The sequence below is a fragment of the Limosilactobacillus panis genome, from assembly GCF_019797825.1.
Taxonomy (GTDB): Bacteria; Bacillota; Bacilli; order Lactobacillales; family Lactobacillaceae; genus Limosilactobacillus; species Limosilactobacillus panis_A.
Genome location: NZ_CP081855.1, coordinates 1,077,539 through 1,097,165 on the forward strand (window position 1 = coordinate 1,077,539; position 19,627 = coordinate 1,097,165).

The 19,627-nt window shown below is 46.4% G+C and carries 20 protein-coding genes, 1 pseudogene and 1 riboswitch; of the genes and pseudogenes, 12 read left to right on the forward strand and 9 right to left on the reverse strand.

Going from position 1 to position 19,627, the window contains the following annotated elements; translation table 11 throughout:
• Positions 1-9: 9 nt before the first annotated feature.
• The 6 genes and pseudogenes from KZE55_RS05210 to KZE55_RS10255 all read left to right on the forward strand — a co-directional run bounded on the left by KZE55_RS05210 (position 10) and on the right by KZE55_RS10255 (position 5,318).
• A complete protein-coding gene (locus KZE55_RS05210) occupies positions 10-1,392 on the forward strand; it encodes an SLC45 family MFS transporter (protein WP_222257691.1) in 1,383 nt (460 codons plus the stop codon).
• A 358-nt stretch (positions 1,393-1,750) separates the two neighbouring features.
• Positions 1,751-2,446, forward strand: a complete 696-nt coding sequence (locus KZE55_RS10245) for a YSIRK-type signal peptide-containing protein (protein ID WP_261313177.1) — start codon at positions 1,751-1,753, stop codon at positions 2,444-2,446.
• Between the two features lie 80 nt (positions 2,447-2,526).
• Positions 2,527-4,467 carry a hypothetical protein gene (locus KZE55_RS05220; protein WP_222257692.1) on the forward strand — a complete coding sequence of 647 codons (1,941 nt, stop codon included), beginning with the start codon at positions 2,527-2,529 and terminating at the stop codon, positions 4,465-4,467.
• A gap of 240 nt (positions 4,468-4,707) precedes the next feature.
• Complete coding sequence (locus tag KZE55_RS05225; RefSeq protein ID WP_222257693.1) at positions 4,708-4,854, forward strand: hypothetical protein; 147 nt, start codon at positions 4,708-4,710, stop codon at positions 4,852-4,854.
• A gap of 14 nt (positions 4,855-4,868) precedes the next feature.
• Positions 4,869-5,051 (forward strand): annotated as a pseudogene (locus KZE55_RS10530) (mucin-binding protein); the annotation flags it as partial.
• Positions 5,052-5,093: 42 nt separating this feature from the next.
• Complete coding sequence (locus KZE55_RS10255) at positions 5,094-5,318, forward strand: LPXTG cell wall anchor domain-containing protein (protein ID WP_261313316.1); 225 nt, start codon at positions 5,094-5,096, stop codon at positions 5,316-5,318.
• Positions 5,319-5,398: 80 nt separating this feature from the next.
• On the opposite strand, the gene KZE55_RS05235 is transcribed toward KZE55_RS10255, so the two are convergent.
• Complete coding sequence (locus KZE55_RS05235) at positions 5,399-6,379, reverse strand: LacI family DNA-binding transcriptional regulator (protein ID WP_222257695.1); 981 nt, start codon at positions 6,377-6,379, stop codon at positions 5,399-5,401.
• A gap of 172 nt (positions 6,380-6,551) precedes the next feature.
• On the opposite strand from KZE55_RS05235, the gene KZE55_RS05240 reads away from it, so the two are divergent.
• The 3 genes from KZE55_RS05240 (at position 6,552) to tpiA (ending at position 10,385) form a co-directional block, all read left to right on the forward strand.
• Complete coding sequence (locus KZE55_RS05240) at positions 6,552-8,870, forward strand: glycoside hydrolase family 31 protein (RefSeq protein WP_222257696.1); 2,319 nt, start codon at positions 6,552-6,554, stop codon at positions 8,868-8,870.
• Positions 8,871-9,017: 147 nt separating this feature from the next.
• Positions 9,018-9,542, forward strand: coding sequence for a peptide-methionine (S)-S-oxide reductase MsrA (gene msrA, locus KZE55_RS05245; protein ID WP_222257697.1), 525 nt, complete (start codon positions 9,018-9,020; stop codon positions 9,540-9,542).
• A gap of 57 nt (positions 9,543-9,599) precedes the next feature.
• Positions 9,600-10,385, forward strand: a complete 786-nt coding sequence (tpiA, locus tag KZE55_RS05250; protein WP_222257698.1) for a triose-phosphate isomerase — start codon at positions 9,600-9,602, stop codon at positions 10,383-10,385.
• A 176-nt stretch (positions 10,386-10,561) separates the two neighbouring features.
• Here the strand turns inward: tpiA and KZE55_RS05255 are convergent, their stop codons facing one another.
• Positions 10,562-10,870 carry a hypothetical protein gene (locus KZE55_RS05255; protein ID WP_222257699.1) on the reverse strand — a complete coding sequence of 103 codons (309 nt, stop codon included), beginning with the start codon at positions 10,868-10,870 and terminating at the stop codon, positions 10,562-10,564.
• A 69-nt stretch (positions 10,871-10,939) separates the two neighbouring features.
• Positions 10,940-11,566: a phosphatase PAP2 family protein gene (locus KZE55_RS05260; RefSeq protein ID WP_222257700.1), complete on the reverse strand. Its 627-nt coding sequence runs from the start codon at positions 11,564-11,566 to the stop codon at positions 10,940-10,942.
• 100 nt (positions 11,567-11,666) lie between these two features.
• Here KZE55_RS05260 and KZE55_RS05265 point away from each other — a divergent pair, with 100 nt between their 5' ends.
• Both KZE55_RS05265 and KZE55_RS05270 read left to right on the forward strand, forming a co-directional pair.
• On the forward strand, positions 11,667-12,908 hold the full coding sequence (locus tag KZE55_RS05265) for a chloride channel protein (protein ID WP_047767032.1): 1,242 nt from the start codon (positions 11,667-11,669) through the stop codon (positions 12,906-12,908).
• Between the two features lie 160 nt (positions 12,909-13,068).
• A complete protein-coding gene (locus tag KZE55_RS05270) occupies positions 13,069-13,722 on the forward strand; it encodes a hypothetical protein (protein WP_047767031.1) in 654 nt (217 codons plus the stop codon).
• Between the two features lie 61 nt (positions 13,723-13,783).
• Here KZE55_RS05270 and thiE read toward each other — a convergent pair whose 3' ends face one another.
• The 5 genes from thiE to KZE55_RS05295 form a co-directional block, all read right to left on the reverse strand.
• Positions 13,784-14,422, reverse strand: a complete 639-nt coding sequence (gene thiE / locus KZE55_RS05275) for a thiamine phosphate synthase (RefSeq protein ID WP_396442470.1) — start codon at positions 14,420-14,422, stop codon at positions 13,784-13,786.
• 14 nt (positions 14,423-14,436) lie between these two features.
• On the reverse strand, positions 14,437-15,252 hold the full coding sequence (gene thiD, locus KZE55_RS05280) for a bifunctional hydroxymethylpyrimidine kinase/phosphomethylpyrimidine kinase (RefSeq protein WP_222257702.1): 816 nt from the start codon (positions 15,250-15,252) through the stop codon (positions 14,437-14,439).
• The gene (gene thiM, locus KZE55_RS05285) at positions 15,242-16,033 is read right to left on the reverse strand and encodes a hydroxyethylthiazole kinase (protein WP_047767024.1); all 792 of its coding nucleotides are present in this window, start codon (positions 16,031-16,033) and stop codon (positions 15,242-15,244) included. Before thiM ends, thiD begins: the two co-directional genes overlap by 11 nt.
• Before the next feature lie 46 nt (positions 16,034-16,079).
• Positions 16,080-16,186, reverse strand: a riboswitch (TPP riboswitch).
• A gap of 72 nt (positions 16,187-16,258) precedes the next feature.
• The gene (locus tag KZE55_RS05290; RefSeq protein WP_047767022.1) at positions 16,259-16,912 is read right to left on the reverse strand and encodes a site-specific integrase; all 654 of its coding nucleotides are present in this window, start codon (positions 16,910-16,912) and stop codon (positions 16,259-16,261) included.
• 17 nt (positions 16,913-16,929) lie between these two features.
• Positions 16,930-17,784, reverse strand: coding sequence for a patatin-like phospholipase family protein (locus KZE55_RS05295; protein WP_222257703.1), 855 nt, complete (start codon positions 17,782-17,784; stop codon positions 16,930-16,932).
• Positions 17,785-18,127: 343 nt separating this feature from the next.
• Here KZE55_RS05295 and KZE55_RS05300 point away from each other — a divergent pair, with 343 nt between their 5' ends.
• Positions 18,128-18,439, forward strand: coding sequence for a heavy metal-binding domain-containing protein (locus KZE55_RS05300; protein WP_047767019.1), 312 nt, complete (start codon positions 18,128-18,130; stop codon positions 18,437-18,439).
• Positions 18,440-18,494: 55 nt separating this feature from the next.
• Here KZE55_RS05300 and xerS read toward each other — a convergent pair whose 3' ends face one another.
• Positions 18,495-19,565: a tyrosine recombinase XerS gene (xerS, locus tag KZE55_RS05305; RefSeq protein ID WP_047767017.1), complete on the reverse strand. Its 1,071-nt coding sequence runs from the start codon at positions 19,563-19,565 to the stop codon at positions 18,495-18,497.
• Positions 19,566-19,627: the final 62 nt, after the last annotated feature.

Here is a 19,627-nt window from a genome sequence, read left to right on the forward strand (position 1 = left end):
ATAATTATTATGGACAAAAAGACTAACGAAGATAATCGAATTGACCTTGATGCGGGGATGCCGTCATTATCCAAGAGCCAAATTTTCTCAATTACATTTGCCTTCTTTGGGATTAACATGGCTTTCTCGCTGCAAAGCTCACAAATGAGCCGGATTTGCCAGACAATTGGTGCTAACCCAAATAGCCTTGGCTTCTTCTTCATCTTCCCACCACTGATGGGAATGATTGTTCAGCCAATCTTGGGTCAATTGTCTGACCGGACATGGAACCGCTTTGGTCGGCGGTTACCATATCTCCTTTTTGGGACCCCAATTGCGGCATTAGTTTTGATTATGCTACCGTTTTCCGGGTCGTTTGGCTTTGGGTATGGTTCACTGGCCGCAATGACTTACGCCGCTGTTGCAATCTGCTTTATGGACCTGTTCTCCAACGTCTGCATGCAGCCATTACGGATGCTGGTTGGTGACATGGTTAACAACAAGCAAAATAATGCTGCTTGGTCATGGCAACAGGTCTTCTCTAATGGTGGGGCAATTCTTGCCACGATTCTGCCATTCCTGTTTACTGCATTTGGGATGTCCAACACGGCCAAACGGGGGGTCGTTCCGCACACCGTTATTTGGGCTTACCTGTGTGCCGCTGCGGTACTGTTGATTACGGGACTGTGGACCGTGTTTAACGTTAAAGAATATGACCCGAAAACTTATGCTGATTACCACCATATTGACGTCAATGAGGCACACAAGAAAGTGAGTCTCTGGAAGCTGGTTAAGCAGGCACCACGGTCCTTCTGGGAGATTAACCTGGTCCAATTATTCTCTTGGTTTGCAATTATGTATGTTTGGACCTATACGACCGGGACGGTTGCCAAGAATATTTGGCACACCACTGACGTTAGCTCAGCTGGCTACCAAGCAGCCGGTAACTGGTATGGGATCTTAACCGCCGTTTATAGTATTGCCGGTATTATTTGGGGTCTGCTCTATGCCAAAGCCAAGGCTAACTCCCGGAAGAAATGGTACGTTTTAGGAATGGTCCTCGGTGCCATTGGCCTCGGTAGCATGGCATTTATCACTTCTAAGACGCTGTCAATTATCGCAATGGTTCTCTTTGGAATTGCTAACTTTAGTATTAACACAATTCCGTTTACCCTGCTGACTTCCTCATTAAACGGGAAAAATGAAGGGGCCTATCTTGGACTCTTCAATGTCGGAATCTGTGTTCCCCAGATTCTGGCCTCCCTATGCAGCTTTATCATTTTCCCACTCGTGGGACACAACCAAACGATGATGATGCTGATCGCTGGATTATCACTTCTGGTCGGGGCTATCGTTGTACCAAGAATTCATGAAGGGGTCATGGTGCAAAAGGCTAGCGAAGAAGCTAAGTAAATAGATTTACAAATTCAATCAATAGAAAAGGATGCCTAACCGTTGAAATGAAGGAAAGGCATCCTTTTTGTATCATACAAATTTATTGATAATAGATATAATTGCCTTTTAAATCGATAACATGAATGTTGATATTTATTTCATATAAGCTAATTTAAATATTGCTTATTTTATACTCGTTATGCAATACTAATGGTCACAAATCGCGACTTGACAACGTTTATTGTAGTTCGCCGTCCTGACTATCACCCGCAATGGAAGTATAGTTCTATAATAGTTTATGGTTGCATTTTCAGCGGCAAATAAGTCAAATTAGGTGCCGATGTAAACATAAATGTTGTAGGAGAAGGTAAGTTCTATGTCAAAGAATAATCAAAATGAGTATATGAAGCGAATGAGGCCCCAACGGCAACGGTTTGCTCTCCGCAAACTGACTGTCGGTGTGGCTTCTGTTTTATTGGGGGTCATATTTTTTATAGGTGGTGTCCAGGCGGATGCTGATACCCCGACCAATAATGGGCAGGCAGCAACTCCGGCAAGAAGTCAGTTAGCAAGTGACCAGCAGGAGAGTGCAACGGTCACAGCCCAACTGATTAACGCCGATGGCTCAATGCGTAGCGCTGATGGGCAGCAGGTGATGGCACATAACGACAATGTTCAAGTGGCGGTCAATTACCAGAACGATCGTTTACCGGCTGGTCAACCGATCACGATTTCTTACAGTAATCCGCGTCAATGGACGGTTGTTGACTGGGAAGGCGGCGTTAGCAAGCAACTAAGCAATAACCTGACTGCCACAAACAATGGTAATGGTACCTTTACAGTTAAGTCGAATGTGGACAAGAATTTGGATATCAATTTTGATCTGCACTTTGCCCTGCAATATGCTGGTGATGTAGGGAGCAATACATCTACGTCACTGGTCATCGCAACAAAGCGGGGGACAAAACCGTTAATACTGAGACGGTCAAGCCGATTATTATCCCCTATGAGGACAATGTTGTCTCCAATGAAATTGCCCATGGTTGGGCAGCCAAGGATGTTCATAAAGTAAAGACTAACTTTGATAATACCCAAAATATCCTTAATGGCACGAAAGCAACGACGGGCAAGGAAGCTGACGACCGTGAAGTAATGCAGTACATGATCGAATGGAACTACGGGAAGGCGGGCAATACTCGTGGTACGACCCTAAGCCCTCTGCAGACCGCAGACTTTACGGCTTATCTTTCAAAGGGCCAGATGATGCTGCCGGATACCATTAAGGTCTTCCGGGTCTACCAGCCTAATGCTGTTGACGCGAACGGTCAGCGGGTCAGCATTGATAAATCGTACGGTAAGATTACTAACTGCGTAAACGGTGTCTTTGTTAACGAAGACGCCGCATTTGAACAGTTCCTGAAGGACCATCTGACAGTGACCGTCAACAATTCGACTACTAAGCTTTCCTGGCGTGACTACCGGGCGGCCCTACAGAAAGCAAAGCATAATGGAACTGAACCGCCGTTGGTTAACGGAATTCAACTGAATGAGAGTGACATGGCTCACGTTAAGCTTTCAACAGACGCTAATGGACAGTCGCACAACTTCTCAGTAAATGTCGGTGATAATACCGATAGTGCGGTAAAAAGTCCCCACTCAACATTCTTTATTCAGTTCGATACTCTGCTGGACTATAACATGCCGCTTTCATGGACAAAGCCGGGTGATGGTCCTTCAATTTCCTATAATCGTGCCTCAGGGAAGTTTAGTGGCACTGGAACCCAGATCAATAAATCAACATCGAAAGTCTTCCAGGGTGGTGGTAGTGGCTTTACCAACCAAATTGCCTACGAGGCAACCCTTCACTTTGCTGATGTTACCAATACGGATGAAGTTGCATCACTTGACACGGGTCATGGGGTCACTTTTTTTAATGGTGATGGTGAAGAAAGCGCTTTTGGGAGTACAAAGATTACCTTTGACGGCCAATTAGATGCAATCAAGACGCTTGAAAAAGCTGGTTATCAGCTGGTTGGTGCATCCAAGGGAACTTTAACAAGTGGTAAATACACTGGTTCAACCATTTATAATGGCACGGGTGCAATAAGTAACGTAAATTACGGTACATATGGACAGGGGGCCAAGAAGGTTGCCGAGTATACATATGCAACAAGCTTTACCCTCCAGTTTGTTCGTACGGCAACGCTAAAGTCGGTCTCGAAAACGGCCACGCGGACGGTTTACTACAAAGAGGCAAACGCTGGTCAACCTGACCAGGCAAAGTTGGTTGATCTTGCTTCGTCAGTTGATCAGTCCGTTAGCTTCAGTGGTAGTCAATACCAGGACGCACAAGGTAAGCCAGTTGCGGTTCTAACCCTGAAGGACTTCAAAGATGTCCACAAGTTACATGTTAATAAGGGGGATGACAGTGTTTACGTTGTCAACCCTGTAGCGGTACCTGCAGAAGTTAAGTGGCAGCCAAAAGCCGGTGAACGTTCCAAGTTAAATGGGTCAACCATCTTATTTGATGATGAAAACCAGCAGACTATCAAGGATAAGAATGGTAACACCTGGTATATTACGCCGGCAACTAAGAATCAAGGTAAGGAAGAAGTTGTTCCATCAACTACACCGGATAAAACGCACTATTATGTTTACCTGATTTATGATCGTGGCAAACGGGCCCTGCTTCGGTACTACGATGATGACGCTCGAGTATTTTTGGATGACCAAGCAAAGCCAATCAACACTGTCGGTCAAACCGGGGATGCAATTGTCTTTAAGAATGACCAACAAGAATTGAATGACTTGCTTAATAAGCATTACATCTATGTTGGAATTTCCAAGACGAGTGAAAAGAACCAGCAAGACCCGCAGCGGCTAAGTCGGTATTCATTTGGTAACTTTGATAATATTGAAGACAAGACTGCTGCTCCTTCACAAGTCTTCATTGTCCATGTCAAACACGCTCAAAATACAAAAGAAAATACAGTTACTGAGCAGTGGGTCATCCGGTACTTTGATGCCCAGACTGGCCAGGACCTGAGTCAAAAGACCCCGCTTGCCAAAAAAGTTATTCAGTCGGTATCCTAGAAGCAAACCTGGGTCATTGATAAGGTAACCGGAAGAATTCTTGGGTATAACACGACCGGCAACAAGGATAAGAATGGTCAGCTGACTATTGATACGACTGACGCTGCTAAGTCATGGCTACCAGTAAGCAACGATTACCCTGCCGTAATCTCACCTGATTTAACCGGATTTGGCTATGAGAAGGTCCCATCGTTTAACCGACAGCACAATCAGCAGGATGCTGCGGTAGTCGCAAAGAAGGTGGCCCAGCCGAGCGTTCCTGGTGGGGAAGTTGACGTTTATTACTTCCATGTTAACGAGCTACAGAGCCGGACAGTAAAGGTTAACGAGATTATTTACTATCGGTACAAGGATACCGGTAAGGCTGCTGCTCCGGACTTTGTGTAGCAAAACCACTTTCGTTTACTCAAACCGGCCACAAAGACATGGTTACCAATGCTGTTATCTGGGATGGTCAGTGGACACCTGCTCAAGAGTTTAAAGCGGTAATCAGTCCAGAGATCAAGGGCTATACACCTGATAAACCAGTCGTTCAAGTTCAACGCGTTGACCATGACTCAGCCGACCTTGAATTCTTAGTCCTATATTCCAAGAAGGCCCAACCAACACAGCCGACTAAGCCAACAGTGCCGACGCAATCGACTAGACCGACGGCACCAACACAGCCGACGCAACCTACCCAACCAACAAATCCAGCACAACCAGCCCAATTGACGGCACCAACTGAACCACAACCTGACCGCCAGTTACCAAAAACTGGTCGTAAAGGGAACATGGGCATTGTTGCTGGTGTGCTTGCCACAATGTTTGTGGGTAGCCTTGGACTTGGCTTTAAGAAGCGGAAAAATTAAATCCTAATTTCACTAAAGTTAGATAATTAGTTAACAAAAAGACCCAGTTTCTCAAAAACTGGGCCTTTTCAGTACTGGGTTTAAATATTCTTAACGCTTGATCGTTCATTGATTGATGTTGGGATAAAAGTTGATGGCTCGTTATTAAGAAGATTATCAACGCTCTTGACGCCCATCTGGTAGAAGTCCTGGGTGACACTGGTGAGGGTTGGATTAGTGATCTCGCAGATTATGGAACCATCAATACAGATAATGGACAGCTGGTCGGGGAGGTGGAGGTGGTGCTTAGTGGCTGCCTTAATTAGTCCGACAGCCGTCATATCACTACCAGCAATTACTGCGGTTAACCCGTGTCCCTTAAGTTTTTCAAAAAGGTCCTGGCCATTTTGGTAACTATAGTCACCGTAATAAATCCAGTGGGGATTAATCGTCAGTTGAGCGTCCGTCATCGCCTGCTGATAGCCAAATAAACGTTGTTGCCCAGTAGATGAGTGGTCAATCCCAACAATGCCAATTTTCTGGTGGCCGTGTGCGATCAGGTAGTTAGTCGCCTTCTCACCAATTGCGACATTATCTGAACTGATGAAGTGTTGTTCTGGATGCTGCTGGTCATAAATTGAGATTAAGCGGTAAGGCATCCGGGCCTTGTTAAGAATTTTTAGCTGGACGCTTTCAATCTTACCTGAAATAAGAAGAATCCCGGTTGCCTGGTGTTCCAACGCCTCATTGACAGTTTCGGTCAGACGGTTAGCGTTATTATTTCCGGCAGAGAAGATGATGACCTTATGATTTAACTCGTGCGCCCGTTGGAGGATGCCATTAACAATATCTTTCCAAAAATTAGTCTGGTGGTAGTTAATAATCACCGCAATTGTGTTTGTAATATGGGAAGCTAATTGTGAAGCAGCCACGTTTTTGTGGTAGCCCATCTCCTGCGCAATTTGGCGAATCTTCTTAGCAGTTGAGGGCTTTAGGATGTCATTCTTGTTAGAAAGGGCCCGCGAGACTGTTGCAGTGGAGACACCGGCCGCTTTCGCAATGTTTTTTATAGTTGGTTTCAATATTTTATCGCCTCCCACTAGTTATATTACCCCTATTATATTAAATTATCTTAGTATCAGCAAACGTTCACATTGTATCCACAATGCATTTGTAAACGTTTGCAAAAAGTGGTAAAGTAAGAAATGTAAAGAAATAGCATTTAGAAAAAATCCGGAAGGGGCAGGAAAGACAATGACTAATCGCTTAACTGGCTACCAGAGTAGTGAACCAAAATTAACGCTGAACTACGAAGATGGTCATAATTTGGTTTTAGATATCTTAACTAGTCAAATTATCCGCGTATTTATGGACCGGAACTGCACAACGAATTCTTATGCAATCCAGGGTGACAAGCACCATAAGACAAACTACACGGTTGACAATAAGGGGGACCATATCGAAGTGCGTACCCCGGACCTGACTGTTAAGGCTTATGACGACCGTCACATCGACTTCTTTGATGGAGAGGGTAATTCATTAGTAATGGACTACCGGGGTCGCCGGCAGGCCTTGGCAAATGACTTGGATGATGAGCACAAGTCTACCGTCCTGGCTGAAGGCCACGATATTAACCTCTTAGGGAAAAGCGATGACCGGCACTACGAAATCATCAAGTCTTTAAGTCCGGACGAACAGTTCTACGGCTTAGGCGACAAGCCTGGCTTCCTGAATAAACGGGGTTATGACTACGACAACTGGAACGTTGACTTTGGTCAAGTTCATAATGAGTCGGTTAAGGGAATCTACAAGTCAATCCCAGTGATGTATGGCCTTAAAGACGAGCACCCGTATGGCCTCTTCTTTGACAACACCTACAAGAGTCACTTCGACCTCGGTAAGGAGAGCGAGAACTATTACTACTACTCTGCAGACGATGGGAACATTGACTACTATGTTCTGGGTGGTCACACCTTAAAAGACGTTGTCGCTAACTATACTTACCTGACCGGGGTTACCCCGCTGCCACAAAAGTGGGTTCTCGGTTACCAGCAGTCACGTTGGGGTTACAGTACCAGTGACAAACGGGTAGAGAGCATTGCGGACGGCTTTGCAAAGTACCACCTACCAATCGATGTCATTCACCTGGACATTGACTACATGCGTGGTTACCGTGACTTTACCTGGGATACGACAAAGTATCAGGATCCTAAGAAATTTGTCGCCGAGATGAAGAAGCGGGGGATCCGCTTGATGCCTATTCTCGATGCCGGAGTCAAAAAGGATGAAGATGGCTACAACATTTACCAAGAGGGGATCAAAAAGGGGTACTTTGTTGAAAACCCTGACGGAACCGTCTTTGTCGGCCGGGTATGGCCTGGTGACGCGGTCTTCCCAGACTTCGGCCGTCCAGAAGTCCGCAAGTGGTGGGCAAAGCACATCAAGTTCTTTGCGGACATGGGAGCCTGTGGAGTCTGGAACGATATGGATGAACCAGCCTCCTTTGACGGCGAACTGCCGAAGGACCTGGTCTTCAGTGATGGTGATCAAAAGAGTACCCATGCCAAAATGCACAATGTCTTCGGGCACTTGCAAGCACAGGCAGCTTATGAAGGAATGAAGGATGCTACTGGCAAGCGACCGTACGTCATCACCCGGGCGGCCTATGCTGGTACCCAGAAGTACTCCACCGTTTGGACGGGCGACAACCAATCAATCTGGTCCCACCTCCAGTTAGCAATTCCCCAACTGAATAGTTTAGGAATGAGTGGCTTTGCAATTGCCGGAACCGATATTGGTGGTTTCCAGAAGGATACCACGCCGGAGTTGCTTACCCGGTGGCTCGAAGCTTCGTTATTTGTCCCACTCTTCAGAAACCATGCTGAGATGGGGACCCGTTACCAGGAGCCATGGGCATTTGACCGGCAGACGCTTGATATCTACCGCGATTACCTGAACCTTCGTTACCGCTTTGTCCCGTACCTCTATGATCAACTGCGCCACGAGACTGAGTCTGGTCTGCCAGTAATGCGGCCCCTGGTTCTCAATTACGATCAAGACCCGGCAGTTCGTCAGCTAAATGATGAATATATGGTGGGGACTAACATACTGGTTGCCCCAATCGTAAACCAGGGAGCTGATAAACGGCTGGTCTACCTGCCAGCGGGGAAGTGGCTTGACTTCTGGAACAACGCTGAATACTCGGGGAAGCAGACGATTATGGTCAATGCTCCAATCGAGAAGCTGCCACTCTTCATTAAAAAGGATACGATTCTGCCATGGGGTAATAAGGTTAAGCACATTAGCGACCAGCCGGAGAAAGTAATGACCTTCCGGCTCTTCGGTGATTGTGGTGCCTATAAGCATTACCAAGATAACGGTCTTGACTTTAAGTACCAAGAAGGGGAATATAACGAGTACTACGTGGAAGTTGCTGCTAACGGCCAAGTTACCGTGCAACTTCACAAGCATGGTTACCAACCAACCTATGAACGGATCTATGTGGAAACAGATCGCGGTCGCTTTGAATTTGACTACGATAGCAAAGAAGAAAGTTATCACTTAGCAAAGTAAAGATTTAATTTTACGGTAAACATCCGCTTGCGTCACCTGGTTTTGACGTGAGCGGATTGTTTTGTTTTTAGGCGGTAAATGGCTAAAATATAGGAAATTAGTAAAATGCTCGATGATATATTTGGAGCATGGAAAAGGATGGTTGATATGAGTTTAGACACGGCAATCTTTGCGGGCGGCTGTTTTTGGTGTATGGTTCAGCCGTTTGACACTTACCCTGGAATTAAGAAGGTTGTTTCCGGTTATACCGGTGGCCACGTCGCCAACCCGACCTATGAACAGGTTTGTAGTGGAACGACTGGCCATACCGAAGCGGTTAAAATTACCTTTGATCCAGATATTATCTCCTATGACCAGCTGGTGACGATTTACTGGCACCAAACGGATCCCACTGATGCAATGGGGCAATTTCAGGATCGGGGAGATAATTACCGACCCGTTATCTTTGTTAATAGTCCTGAGCAACGGCGGATTGCGAAAAAGTCAAAGCGAGCACTGCAGGAAAGCGGCGAGTTTGGGGATGCAAAGATTGTAACCCAGATTGAGGATGCACAGCCTTTTTACCCGGCTGAGGACTATCACCAGCATTTCTACCAGAAAAATCCGCAACGCTATGCCTTGGAAGAGGCGGGCGGTCGGGCCCAGTTTAAGCAGGAACACTGGAAAGACTAAGTGCATTTAAGTGCCCAATATGCCATAATAGAGGAAAAAGCGGACGGAGGAGAAATCATGCGAAAACCATTTATTGCCGCCAATTGGAAAATGCATAAAAACATTGCGGAGTCAGTTGACTTTGTGAACCAGATCAAGGGTAAGCTTCCTGATCCGGCAAAGGTGGAAGTCGGAATTGCTCCACAAGCGTTTGCCCTCTACAGTATGGTGCAGGTGGCCGGTAATTCGGGCTTAAAGATCATTGCCCAAAATGCGGCGGCTGAGTATAATGGCCCCTTCACGGGTGAAATCAGTCTGCGAGGGCTCCATGATTTAGGGACTAACTATGCAATGCTTGGCCATATTGAGCGGCGGCACCTCTTTGGTGAAAATAACGCCGCTGTCCATAAGAAGGTCAATGCGGCCCTCCAGATGGGGGTTACCCCGATTATCTGTACCGATGAGACAATGGTGCAAAAAGAAGTCAATGGTGAAATCCACTATGTTTTCCAACAACTCATGAGCGTCCTCCACGGTGTTTCTTTGGACCAGATCCGTAATGTTGTTATTTCTTACGAGCCCAGCTGGGCGGTTGGTGTCGGTCAGCATGCTAACGTGGCTCTGGCAGAAGAAGGATGCCGGACGATTCGGCGGACGATTGCCGATAACTATACTTATGAAATTGCCGATAAGATTCGGATCCTTTATGGGGGAAGTGTTAACCCGGATAATATCAAGGACCTAATGGCCAAGCCAGATATCGATGGGGTCCTGATTGGTCGGGCGAGCTTAGACGTTGATAATTTTCTAAAGATGGTTAACTATCTTAACGATGGAAAGACAAACCAGCAAGCGGGTAAGTAAGTTGTAAGTAGGGAGACAGAACTAGCTTGCTAGTTCGTCTTTCGAAGCGAAGCAAGTCTTTAGAAAGGGGACTCTAGTGTTCGGAAAATCCGAACACTAGAGTCCCCTTTGTGTACTGCGCTGTAGCATTTTCAACTATTATAGAAAACTTGTGTCACAACCCCTTTTTTGTGTAGTTATTTATTAATTCTTTCCGCGTAGTTACGGGCGCTGCGAAGTTCATAAACCACCCAGGTCTCAATTAGCGTAATAACGCAGATCAATAGGAAGGTGAATCGTTCTGGAAGGATAAACATCAGGATAAGAAGAATCCAAGATCCCCAGCTCCACATGTTTTCAACCTTGATGATCCGGGCGACTCTTTTGTTAAGCACGGCCCGACCAGGCCGGAGAAAAATCGTTCGCACCTGGGCGTAATAGCGTACCTCAAATATACTTTCGATAATGAAAATGGTGGTTAGGGTAAAAAGAAAAGCTGTTTCCATATATGTTAGCTCCCGACAGTTTAGTAATAATAGTTAAATTCTACTTTTTTTCGAGCCCAAGCAAACAAATTAGATATTATTTACTTTAACAAAAAAATAAACACTAAATAAAAGCCACCAGCCCAAGGCCAAAAGTAGACCTGCAGTAACATCCGTAGGAAAGTGCGCACGTAAGTAAACCCGCGAAAGCATCACGAGGACAATTACAAAAATAATAGCAATCACTAGCAGGCACCGCTGCCATCGTTTCTTGAGTACAGGCCAGACTAAGGATAAAACAGTCAGCATAAAAATAGTCGTTGCAAAGGTGTGGCCACTAGGAAAACTATACCCACCCACGTTAACAAGACGATGGATTGGGCGGACACGAAGGACACTGTATTTGATGCCGATAACTAAGAGGTAACCAACATACTGGATAGCATCTACCCAGAGGGCCTGTCGAAAGCGCCGCTTGTAAACTAGTAGGAGGACAAGAAAGAAGGTGAGAATGTCAATTACAAACGGGTCCCCGCAGGTCGTAATAATGTTCAGCAAACCTGTTTTCCACGGTCGAACCGGGTGGGTAATCGCATAACCGATACGGTCGAACTCACGCACCCATCCTTGCCCAGTGACGACGGCAACCAGTATTCCAGTAAACACTAACCAACAAGCCAGTCCAGCCAATAATTTCTTTTTAGTATGAATAGTCATAAAAAGTAATCACCTGAAATCCATAAATTTTCCTTATTGATTTAGCAAAAGGGTAAGCCGTGATATAATGACAGACGTTTATAAAAAAGGCGGTGAACCCATGAACGATAAATCAAATAACTTTGCAATGACAGTTGCAACCCTAGTCTTGGGAACCGTAGTGGGCTGCAGTTCACTATTGTTAAGTCTCCTCTTAGATTATACGGAGGAGTTTTTCCTCGACTTTAAGGAAACTAACCTGGTGCCGGTAAACGTGTTTGTTAGTGGCCACCACCGGCTCATCTCTGTTCTGATTGGTGGGGTTATTTCTGCCGTGATCTGGTATGTTTTGCAGCGTAAATATCATCCCGTAAGTATTGGAAAGGCCATAACCGGGAAAACAATGCCGCTTGGAAAGACCTTGATTCACGTTTGCACCCAGATCTTCTTTGTTGGCACCGGAAATTCAATTGGTCGTGAATTGGCGCCACGGGAAGCCGGTGCCGCAATTGCTCAGAAATGGACGCGGCTTGCAAACGGTCGACTGCGATTAAGCAATGATGACCAGAAATTACTGATTGCTGCCGCGGCCGGTGCCGGGTTTGCGGGTGTTTATATTGCACCGTTGACCGGGGCAGTCTTTTGCATTGAGCTGCTTTACAAGAAGGTGAATGCCCGCGTGATCGCGGTTAGTCTCACGATGTCAGTAATTGCAACCCTGATTGGTTCAATTGTCAAGGGGTACGCACCATATTACATCGTTGGCTCCCGTAATTTTGGCCTCTGGACAGTTCCCCTGGCGGTCATTCTGGGAATAGTTGGTGGCCTTTTGGGGACCGCTTTTAAACAGGGCGTTAAGCTCGCTAAAGAGAAGCGGGCGACAAATAAGAATATTCTTGTCCAACTACCGATTTTATCACTTATTACTGCTGGTGTGGCGAGCTTTTATCCACAAATAATGGGGAATGGCCGGGGCCTGGCCCAGCTTGCTATCAACGCCGGGACAGTCAGCCAACGTGTCCTAATGCTTTTGTTATTTGGCCTTTTGGCGAAGGTGGCAATTACCCTTGGGACAATCAAGTGTGGTGGATATGGTGGTATCCTAACACCGTCAATTGCTGCTGGTGCTGTTCTTGGCGTATTTGTCGGTATTTGCTACATGATGGTTATCCCAGCAGTTACTCTCGCGCAAGCAGCCGTTTTGGGGGCGGCGCTCTTTCTTGCCGCTTCACAGCAGGCTCCACTGATGGCAATGTTTATGCTATTTGAGGTCTGCCACCTCAATTACACGGCCCTCCTGCCACTAGCAGTTGGGGTCGCGGTGTCCATTACAATCAGCAAATTATTACAAAAGGCCAATTAATGTTGTGAAAAGACGACAAAGTTGGTATGATAACAAGTGGTAGAGTGATTGCCTACCATGCAAAAGAGGCCTTCTTTTTAGGCCTCTTTTTTATCTTTAAACACCATTTTCACGGTATAATAAAGGTGGAGATGGGGTGGCGTCAGACGGGGGACCCACTATGGAATTTAAAGAATTGCTCGCCCGGTTAGCGGCTTTCTTTACAACCTGGAACGTGAAGTATGTGCCCGCTAATCAGGTTAATCGACTACAGATTCAGCTGATTGGGACGGAAGTTCATTACCTTTTTAATGGGCAAATACTGTGCTCAATTGAGATTTTGGAAAATCCAAAAATTAAACAAATCCTGCGGATCAATCCCGGTGCGGCGGAACAGCAAATATTGCTCAGCATTCTAGGAACGACTCGTTCATTGGTTGTTGATCCGCGCATAAAAAAAGTGCAAAACGTTGCCGAGAGGCAGGAAATTGTAATCCTCCTGCTTCGCCTCTACCATTCACTAGAGAAGGAACTCGTCGCTTGTTACCCAAGCACGAGGAAGAAACTTGACCGCGATTTCTTCTTAAACCGCTTTGCTGATACAGCGGAGGCAGCACAATATGGGATTGAGGTAGAAAAGTTTCGTAAGTACCTCTACGATCGGGTTCGAGTTCAGGAAGAGCCCGCTGCCTGGATTGAAAGACGAGAGAAGTACATTCTCGGTATGTCAGTAACCGAACTGGACCTGATACTTAAGGCTAGTATCTTCCTCGGGAATGAAGAAGTCCTTTTTTCCCAAGCTTATGACCTGGTTCGGCAAATATCCTTATATTAAAAGCGGTAAGGGGTAGAGAACCTCTTTACCGCTTTTTTAAGATGGGTTAGTTAACATAATTTTAGCTATGCAGATTAAAAAACAACTGACGTATTTCGCTTACGGCCAAGCCAATATTATTGCTCTGAAGCACCATTGAGATGACGGAAAGGCCAGCAACCCCAGTTGCCAGTGTCTGGGCCATGTTGGCGGAATTGATGCCACCAATCGCCACGACCGGGTGGGTACTTAAGGAAACCAGCTGTTTTAGCTTTGATAAGCCAATTACCGGGTCCGCATCGTCTTTTGAGTGAGTGGCAAAGACCGGGCCGCTACCAATGTAGTCGATTGGTAGCGAATTAGCCTTTGTCACCTGGTCTACTTGATTACAAGAATAGCCGATTATTAATTTGCCATGAGCGCGTTGGATGACTTTCTCGATCCGTCGATCTTTTTGGCCAACGTGGACCCCATCGGCACCGACTTTTAGGGCGAGTTCCTCATCGTCATCAATCAAAAGGGGAACTCCGTATTCGCGGGTCAATTTACGAAGGACCCGCGCCATTCCAGCTTTTTCATCTGTGGTTAGCTTACTGGTGCCCTTTTCCCGGTACTGGAAAGCGGTAATTCCGGCTTTTAGTGCTTGCTTAACACTGTCTAGGAAGGCAGTGGGGTCGTTGTTCACATCCTGGGCACCACCAACTAGGTAGGTTTCAAGCATGCGTGGGTTGAATTTCACTTTTGCTCACTTCCAATCTTTGCCCAGTGGTTCAATGGCCCGTGACCATGACCGACGTTAATCCCATTCCTGATTGTCGCTTCTACGTACTCTTTTCCCGTCCGGATGGCCTTTTCCATTGAATGTCCCTTGGCTAACTCAGCCGTGATGCAAGAAGAGATAGTGTCCCCGATGCCGTGGGTGTTCTTCGTGTTTATTCGGTTGGCGGTTAGCCAGAAACTGTGCCCGTTTTCCAGCAGGACAAAATCGTTGGCCTCATTTGCGTTTGTGAAGTGCCCACCTTTGACCAGCACGTTTTTTGCGCCCAAGTTTTGCAGCGCTTTTCCGGCCTTTTCCATTTCATCCTCAGTAGTAATCTTTAGGCCCGTTAATTCCTCAGCTTCAGGAAGGTTAGGGGTAACCAGACTAGCGTGGGGGAGGAGGTGGTCACGGACGGTTGCAATTGCATCGTCACTCAATAACTTGGCACCACCCTTCGCGATCATTACCGGGTCAACAATGACGGGACCAAAATCATATTTTTTGAGGTTGCGGACTACCGCCAAAACCCGGGGCGCATCGGCTAACATTCCCGTCTTGCAGGCCCGAATATTAAGATCCTCCGCCAGCGAAGCAAACTGTTCGTCGATCATTTTAGGTGGCATTGGAAAGGCATCCTGCACGCCCAGGGTATTCTGTGCAGTGACGGCCACAACTACCATTGTCGCAAAGACATCGCGTTCCTGCATGGTCTTAAAGTCGGCAGCAATGCCGGCGCCCCCGCCACTATCGGTTCCAGCAATCGTGAGTGCCTGCGGAAAATCATTCGTCATTAGTAAGGATCCTTTCTATCATTAAATCTTGATCGTTAAGCTTGCTTAGGGCGTCTAAGAAACGAACCTGCCAGCTGCCGAGTCCGTTAGCACCTTGGGCGGCCTTGGTGCCAGCAGTGGTGATTATCCGGCAACCAACTAGTCCCGCAATTAGTGGTGTAATGCCAATGCCGAGTAGGGCGCCAATGGTACTCGAAAGAAGGTCACCGGAGCCCACGTTAGTCGCCAGCCAGGGGGTGGAACACCGGTTTTGGTAGGCCACGGTACCATCTGTGATAATGTCCTCCTTTCCGGAGAGCACAACAACGCAGTGATACAGGTGTGCACACCTGCGAGCAATATCAACCTGGTTCTTTTTCCCCGAACCGGCGTCAATCCCATGACTTTCCCATTGTTCGCCTGCCAAAGCGGCAATCTCACCGGCATTGCCGCGGATAATTGTAAAGTCATATTGACTCAGTAACTGCCTTGCCAGGTGAGCCCGGTAAGCAGAACTGCCGCAAGCGACCGGGTCGAGAACCAGGGGTGTACATAACTGGTTAGCAGCCGCGGCACCGCTGTCAAATTCGGCTTCTAATGGCTGGCATGGTGTACCCAGGTTGATTACCACTGCCTGTACAAGCTTAGCAAGTTCTAAGGCTTCAGTAGGCTGAAAAGACATTATCGGTGAGATGCCCAGCGCACTCAGTCCGTCGGCAACTTTGCCGCTAGTTACGGTGTTAGCAATGGTGAATACAATCGGGTGCTGATTACGTAGCTGGTAAATGATATGTTTGTTCATTGGCCGCCTCCTAACAAAAAAGACCAGGTCAAAAAAACCTGGTCATTAAACAAGATGTGCATTTTCCTTCGCAAGTGTCAACTTAACAGGTTCGTAGGGTCCACGGATCTAACCGTATCTCAGTCTGGGAAACAGACACCCCTAATGCAAAACGATTATTTAATTATATATATTATACACCAACTAATTGCTAAGCGCTAGTTGACATAATGTACGATATGACAGCTACTCAAATTTAAAGTTCTGAACAACTTTATCGAGGTCTTCCTGCTCAATCCCCAAGTAGTGACGGGTATTACGTTCTGATGAGTGGTTGAACAGTTGGGAGATAATTTCTACGTTCACGCCTTTCTTGTATAGTTGGCGCCCAAATGTCTTCCGAAAAGAGTGGGTACCTAGTTTGGCGGCAATCTTCGGGTCACCGGTCTTCCTCCCCATCCTTTGCAGCATTTCATAAAAACCGTGGACCGAGAAGTGGCCATCTTGTTTCCCAGGAAAGAGGTAGTCGTTTTCATCATGGTAATCGAGGTCGTTCAGGTAGTTAATAATTTCCGCCAGACAATTATTCCAGAAGAGGGTCTTTGCCTTACCCGTCTTTTGCTCAATCACCCGGGTCTTAGTCTTGTTCAAGACGTGCCCTACGCGGAGGGTAACCACGTCGGAAGCACGGAGACCATTGTTGAGAGCAATCGCAATCATCAGGAGGTTGCGGTTAACGAGTTCCGGACGCGAGTATTTCTTAATTGTCTCCTCTAACTTTTCGTATTCGTCCAGGGTCAGAAACTTAACGTTTTCTACCCAAATCTTTTTCCGTCCCTTTATTTGGCCATTGGTCTTGTTCTTGGGAACATATATCCGCTTTTTTTGCTTAGTTGACATAATTACCATTCCTTTGACTAGTTCTCTAGGTAACGAATTAGACCCGGTAAATACTCCTCGCCTTCCTTTTTTCCCCGTTCGTAAAGGCGGCGAATTTTCTTAACGTTACCTTCCACTCGTTTAATCTTAATTGGTGATTTGGGAGCAACGTTGTAAAGTTGGCCATCTTTGGCAAGTTTATTAATCTGGTTAACCTGTTGGTTGTAACGGACGGGCCGCATTATTCCCGCCTCAGCAAAGACCGGATAATCCTTATAAAAGCGGCGGTACAGTTCCTTAACAGGCTTACTGGAAGGCTTCTTGCGGTAGTTGACATCCCGGGTACGGACAACAACTATCTTGTCATAGCCCTGTTGCTGGGCAACATCATACGGGATGGAGTCAGTAATTCCACCATCAAGGCAGAGTCCCTGAGAAGTACGCTGCGGTTCTGACAGGAAGGGCATCGATGATGATGCTTTGAGAGCGACGGTTAACTCATCACCAACGGGATCGTTGAAAAGGACAGTCTTACCGCTCTCAACCGAGGTTGCCACCGCGGTGAAGTGCGATGCCGAACGGCGGTAGGCTGCCTCGTTAAAATTCTGCCAGGAATATCCGTGGTCTTCAAAGAGGTAATTAAGATTGATAATCTGCTTGCGAAAAATCCGGGTCATTGAAATGTACTTCCGGTCGTGCCGGTGGTTGATGTTGATGTTTGCTGCCCGACCGTACTGCTTTGATACAAAATTAACTCCGCACAGTGAACCGGCAGATACACCAATTACGCTGCGGAATTCAATGTGGTGTGCTAAGAAGGTGTCAACGATCCCCGCAGTGTACTGGCCACGAAAGGCGCCACCTTCAAGAACTAAAGCTGCATTGTATAACATAAAAACTCAAAACTCCTTATTTTAGTAATTAGGAGGGTTATTAATAGGCCTAATTACATGAGACACTTTTTAAATAAAATTATACAACAGTCTTACACAAAAATACATCAATTTAAAAGCCTATTATACCGGGCTTCCTCTAAAAGATTTGTAAGACTCTTTCATCAAAAGAGTCTTACGGATCACCTTTTTCCTCAAAAAGCTGGTTAAAAAAGGCAATTAGCTCTCAGACACTCTGAAAATTATTTTGACGGGTACTTGATCATCTTAGTTACGCTCAGCGCTAATTGTGCGATGTGTTAAAATAACATCAGAACCTGTGAAATATCTGAGGAGGGAAATTGTGTTAATTACCACAACCGAAAAAATTCCCGGGCACGATTATGAAATTATCGGGGAAGTATTTGGTGTTACGACCCAGTCCAAAAACGTTTTCAGCAATATTGGGGCGGGACTGAAGAATATCGTTGGTGGCGAAATTAAGGCCTACACTAAGATGCTCCATGAATTTCGGGAAGCGGCAATTTCAAGGATGGCTGACGAGGCCCATAAAAAGGGGGCCGATGCAGTGGTAATGATGCGCTTCGATTCTGGCTCAATCAGTACGGATATGCAGTCGGTTGTTGCCTATGGAACGGCAGTTAAATTTAAATAGGATGAAAAAACGGCCGCGATCATCCAGTCCTGGATAATCGCGGCCGTTTGAGCAACTACTTATTGTTTTCTTCATCACTAATTTCTTTTAAAGCCGCCCTTTGCTGGTGCTGGTCAACGTGGGTGTAAAGGTCCGTGGCTGAGGTGCCCTTTTGTCCTAGCTGCTGAGCAACCAGGACCTGATCCTTAGTAACTTCATACATTTCCGAAGCCAAGGTGTGGCGAAGCTTGTGGGGCGTCAGAGGGTGGCCGAACGCTGTTGAATACTTTTTAACCATTCGTTCGATCGAATTAGCAGTCATCCGCCGGGTTGTACCATGGTAGACCGTTAGAAAAAGGGCGATATCTTTCTTGAGGGCGTGGTAACGCTGGACCCGAATTAGCAGATAGTCCTTAATATACTGGGTTGCCCAGGGGGCAATTGGCACCGAATCCTTTTGTCCCCCCTTTCTGACCACGTCTAAGAGACCTTCTTTGATATTGAGGTCGGCAAGGTTAGTGTTCGCTGCTTCAGAAACCCGGACGCCGGTTCCGAGAATTAGGGCAATTATCGCCACGTCACGTTCCTTGTTGCGCTTAAATGCTGGAAGGGCCCGCTTGTCGCACTTCTGGGGATAGGTATTATTAATGAAGTTGATAAAGTCAAACTTCATCTGGCCGCGGTACATATGGGCCGCAAGGGTGTGGGCACGGTAATTCAGGGTTTTGGTATCATTTAGTGAATCAATCTTGGCCATGACATTACGGTAAAAGTATGGTTCACCGTCATTAACATCAGCAGTAACCGTCAAAAATTTAAACAGTGAGCGGAGGGCATTGATTGACCGGTTAATTGAGGTTGGTGAATTGAGGTGCCCCTGGCTGTTTTGGGTGTGTTTTAAATGGTCAATGTATAGCATGATGTCATTACGACGGAGCTTTTCAAGCACCTTGGTACTGATTTCTCGATTGCTTTTAGCGTCACAAAGACCGCTGATACGGAGCCAGTCAAAGAAACGGCGAATTTCGGTCAGATATTGGTAAGTCGTTGTTACCGCGTGGTTGGTTCCCAGGTAGTATTCGTTTACGTAGTCGGGGAGCTTTTTCAGCTCGTCTTGAATTAGATTCAGGTACTTATCGGCTTCCATTTTTTCCTCCTTTAAAATCTCTTCTTACTATTATAAACTGTTAGGCACAAACAAGTGTAGAA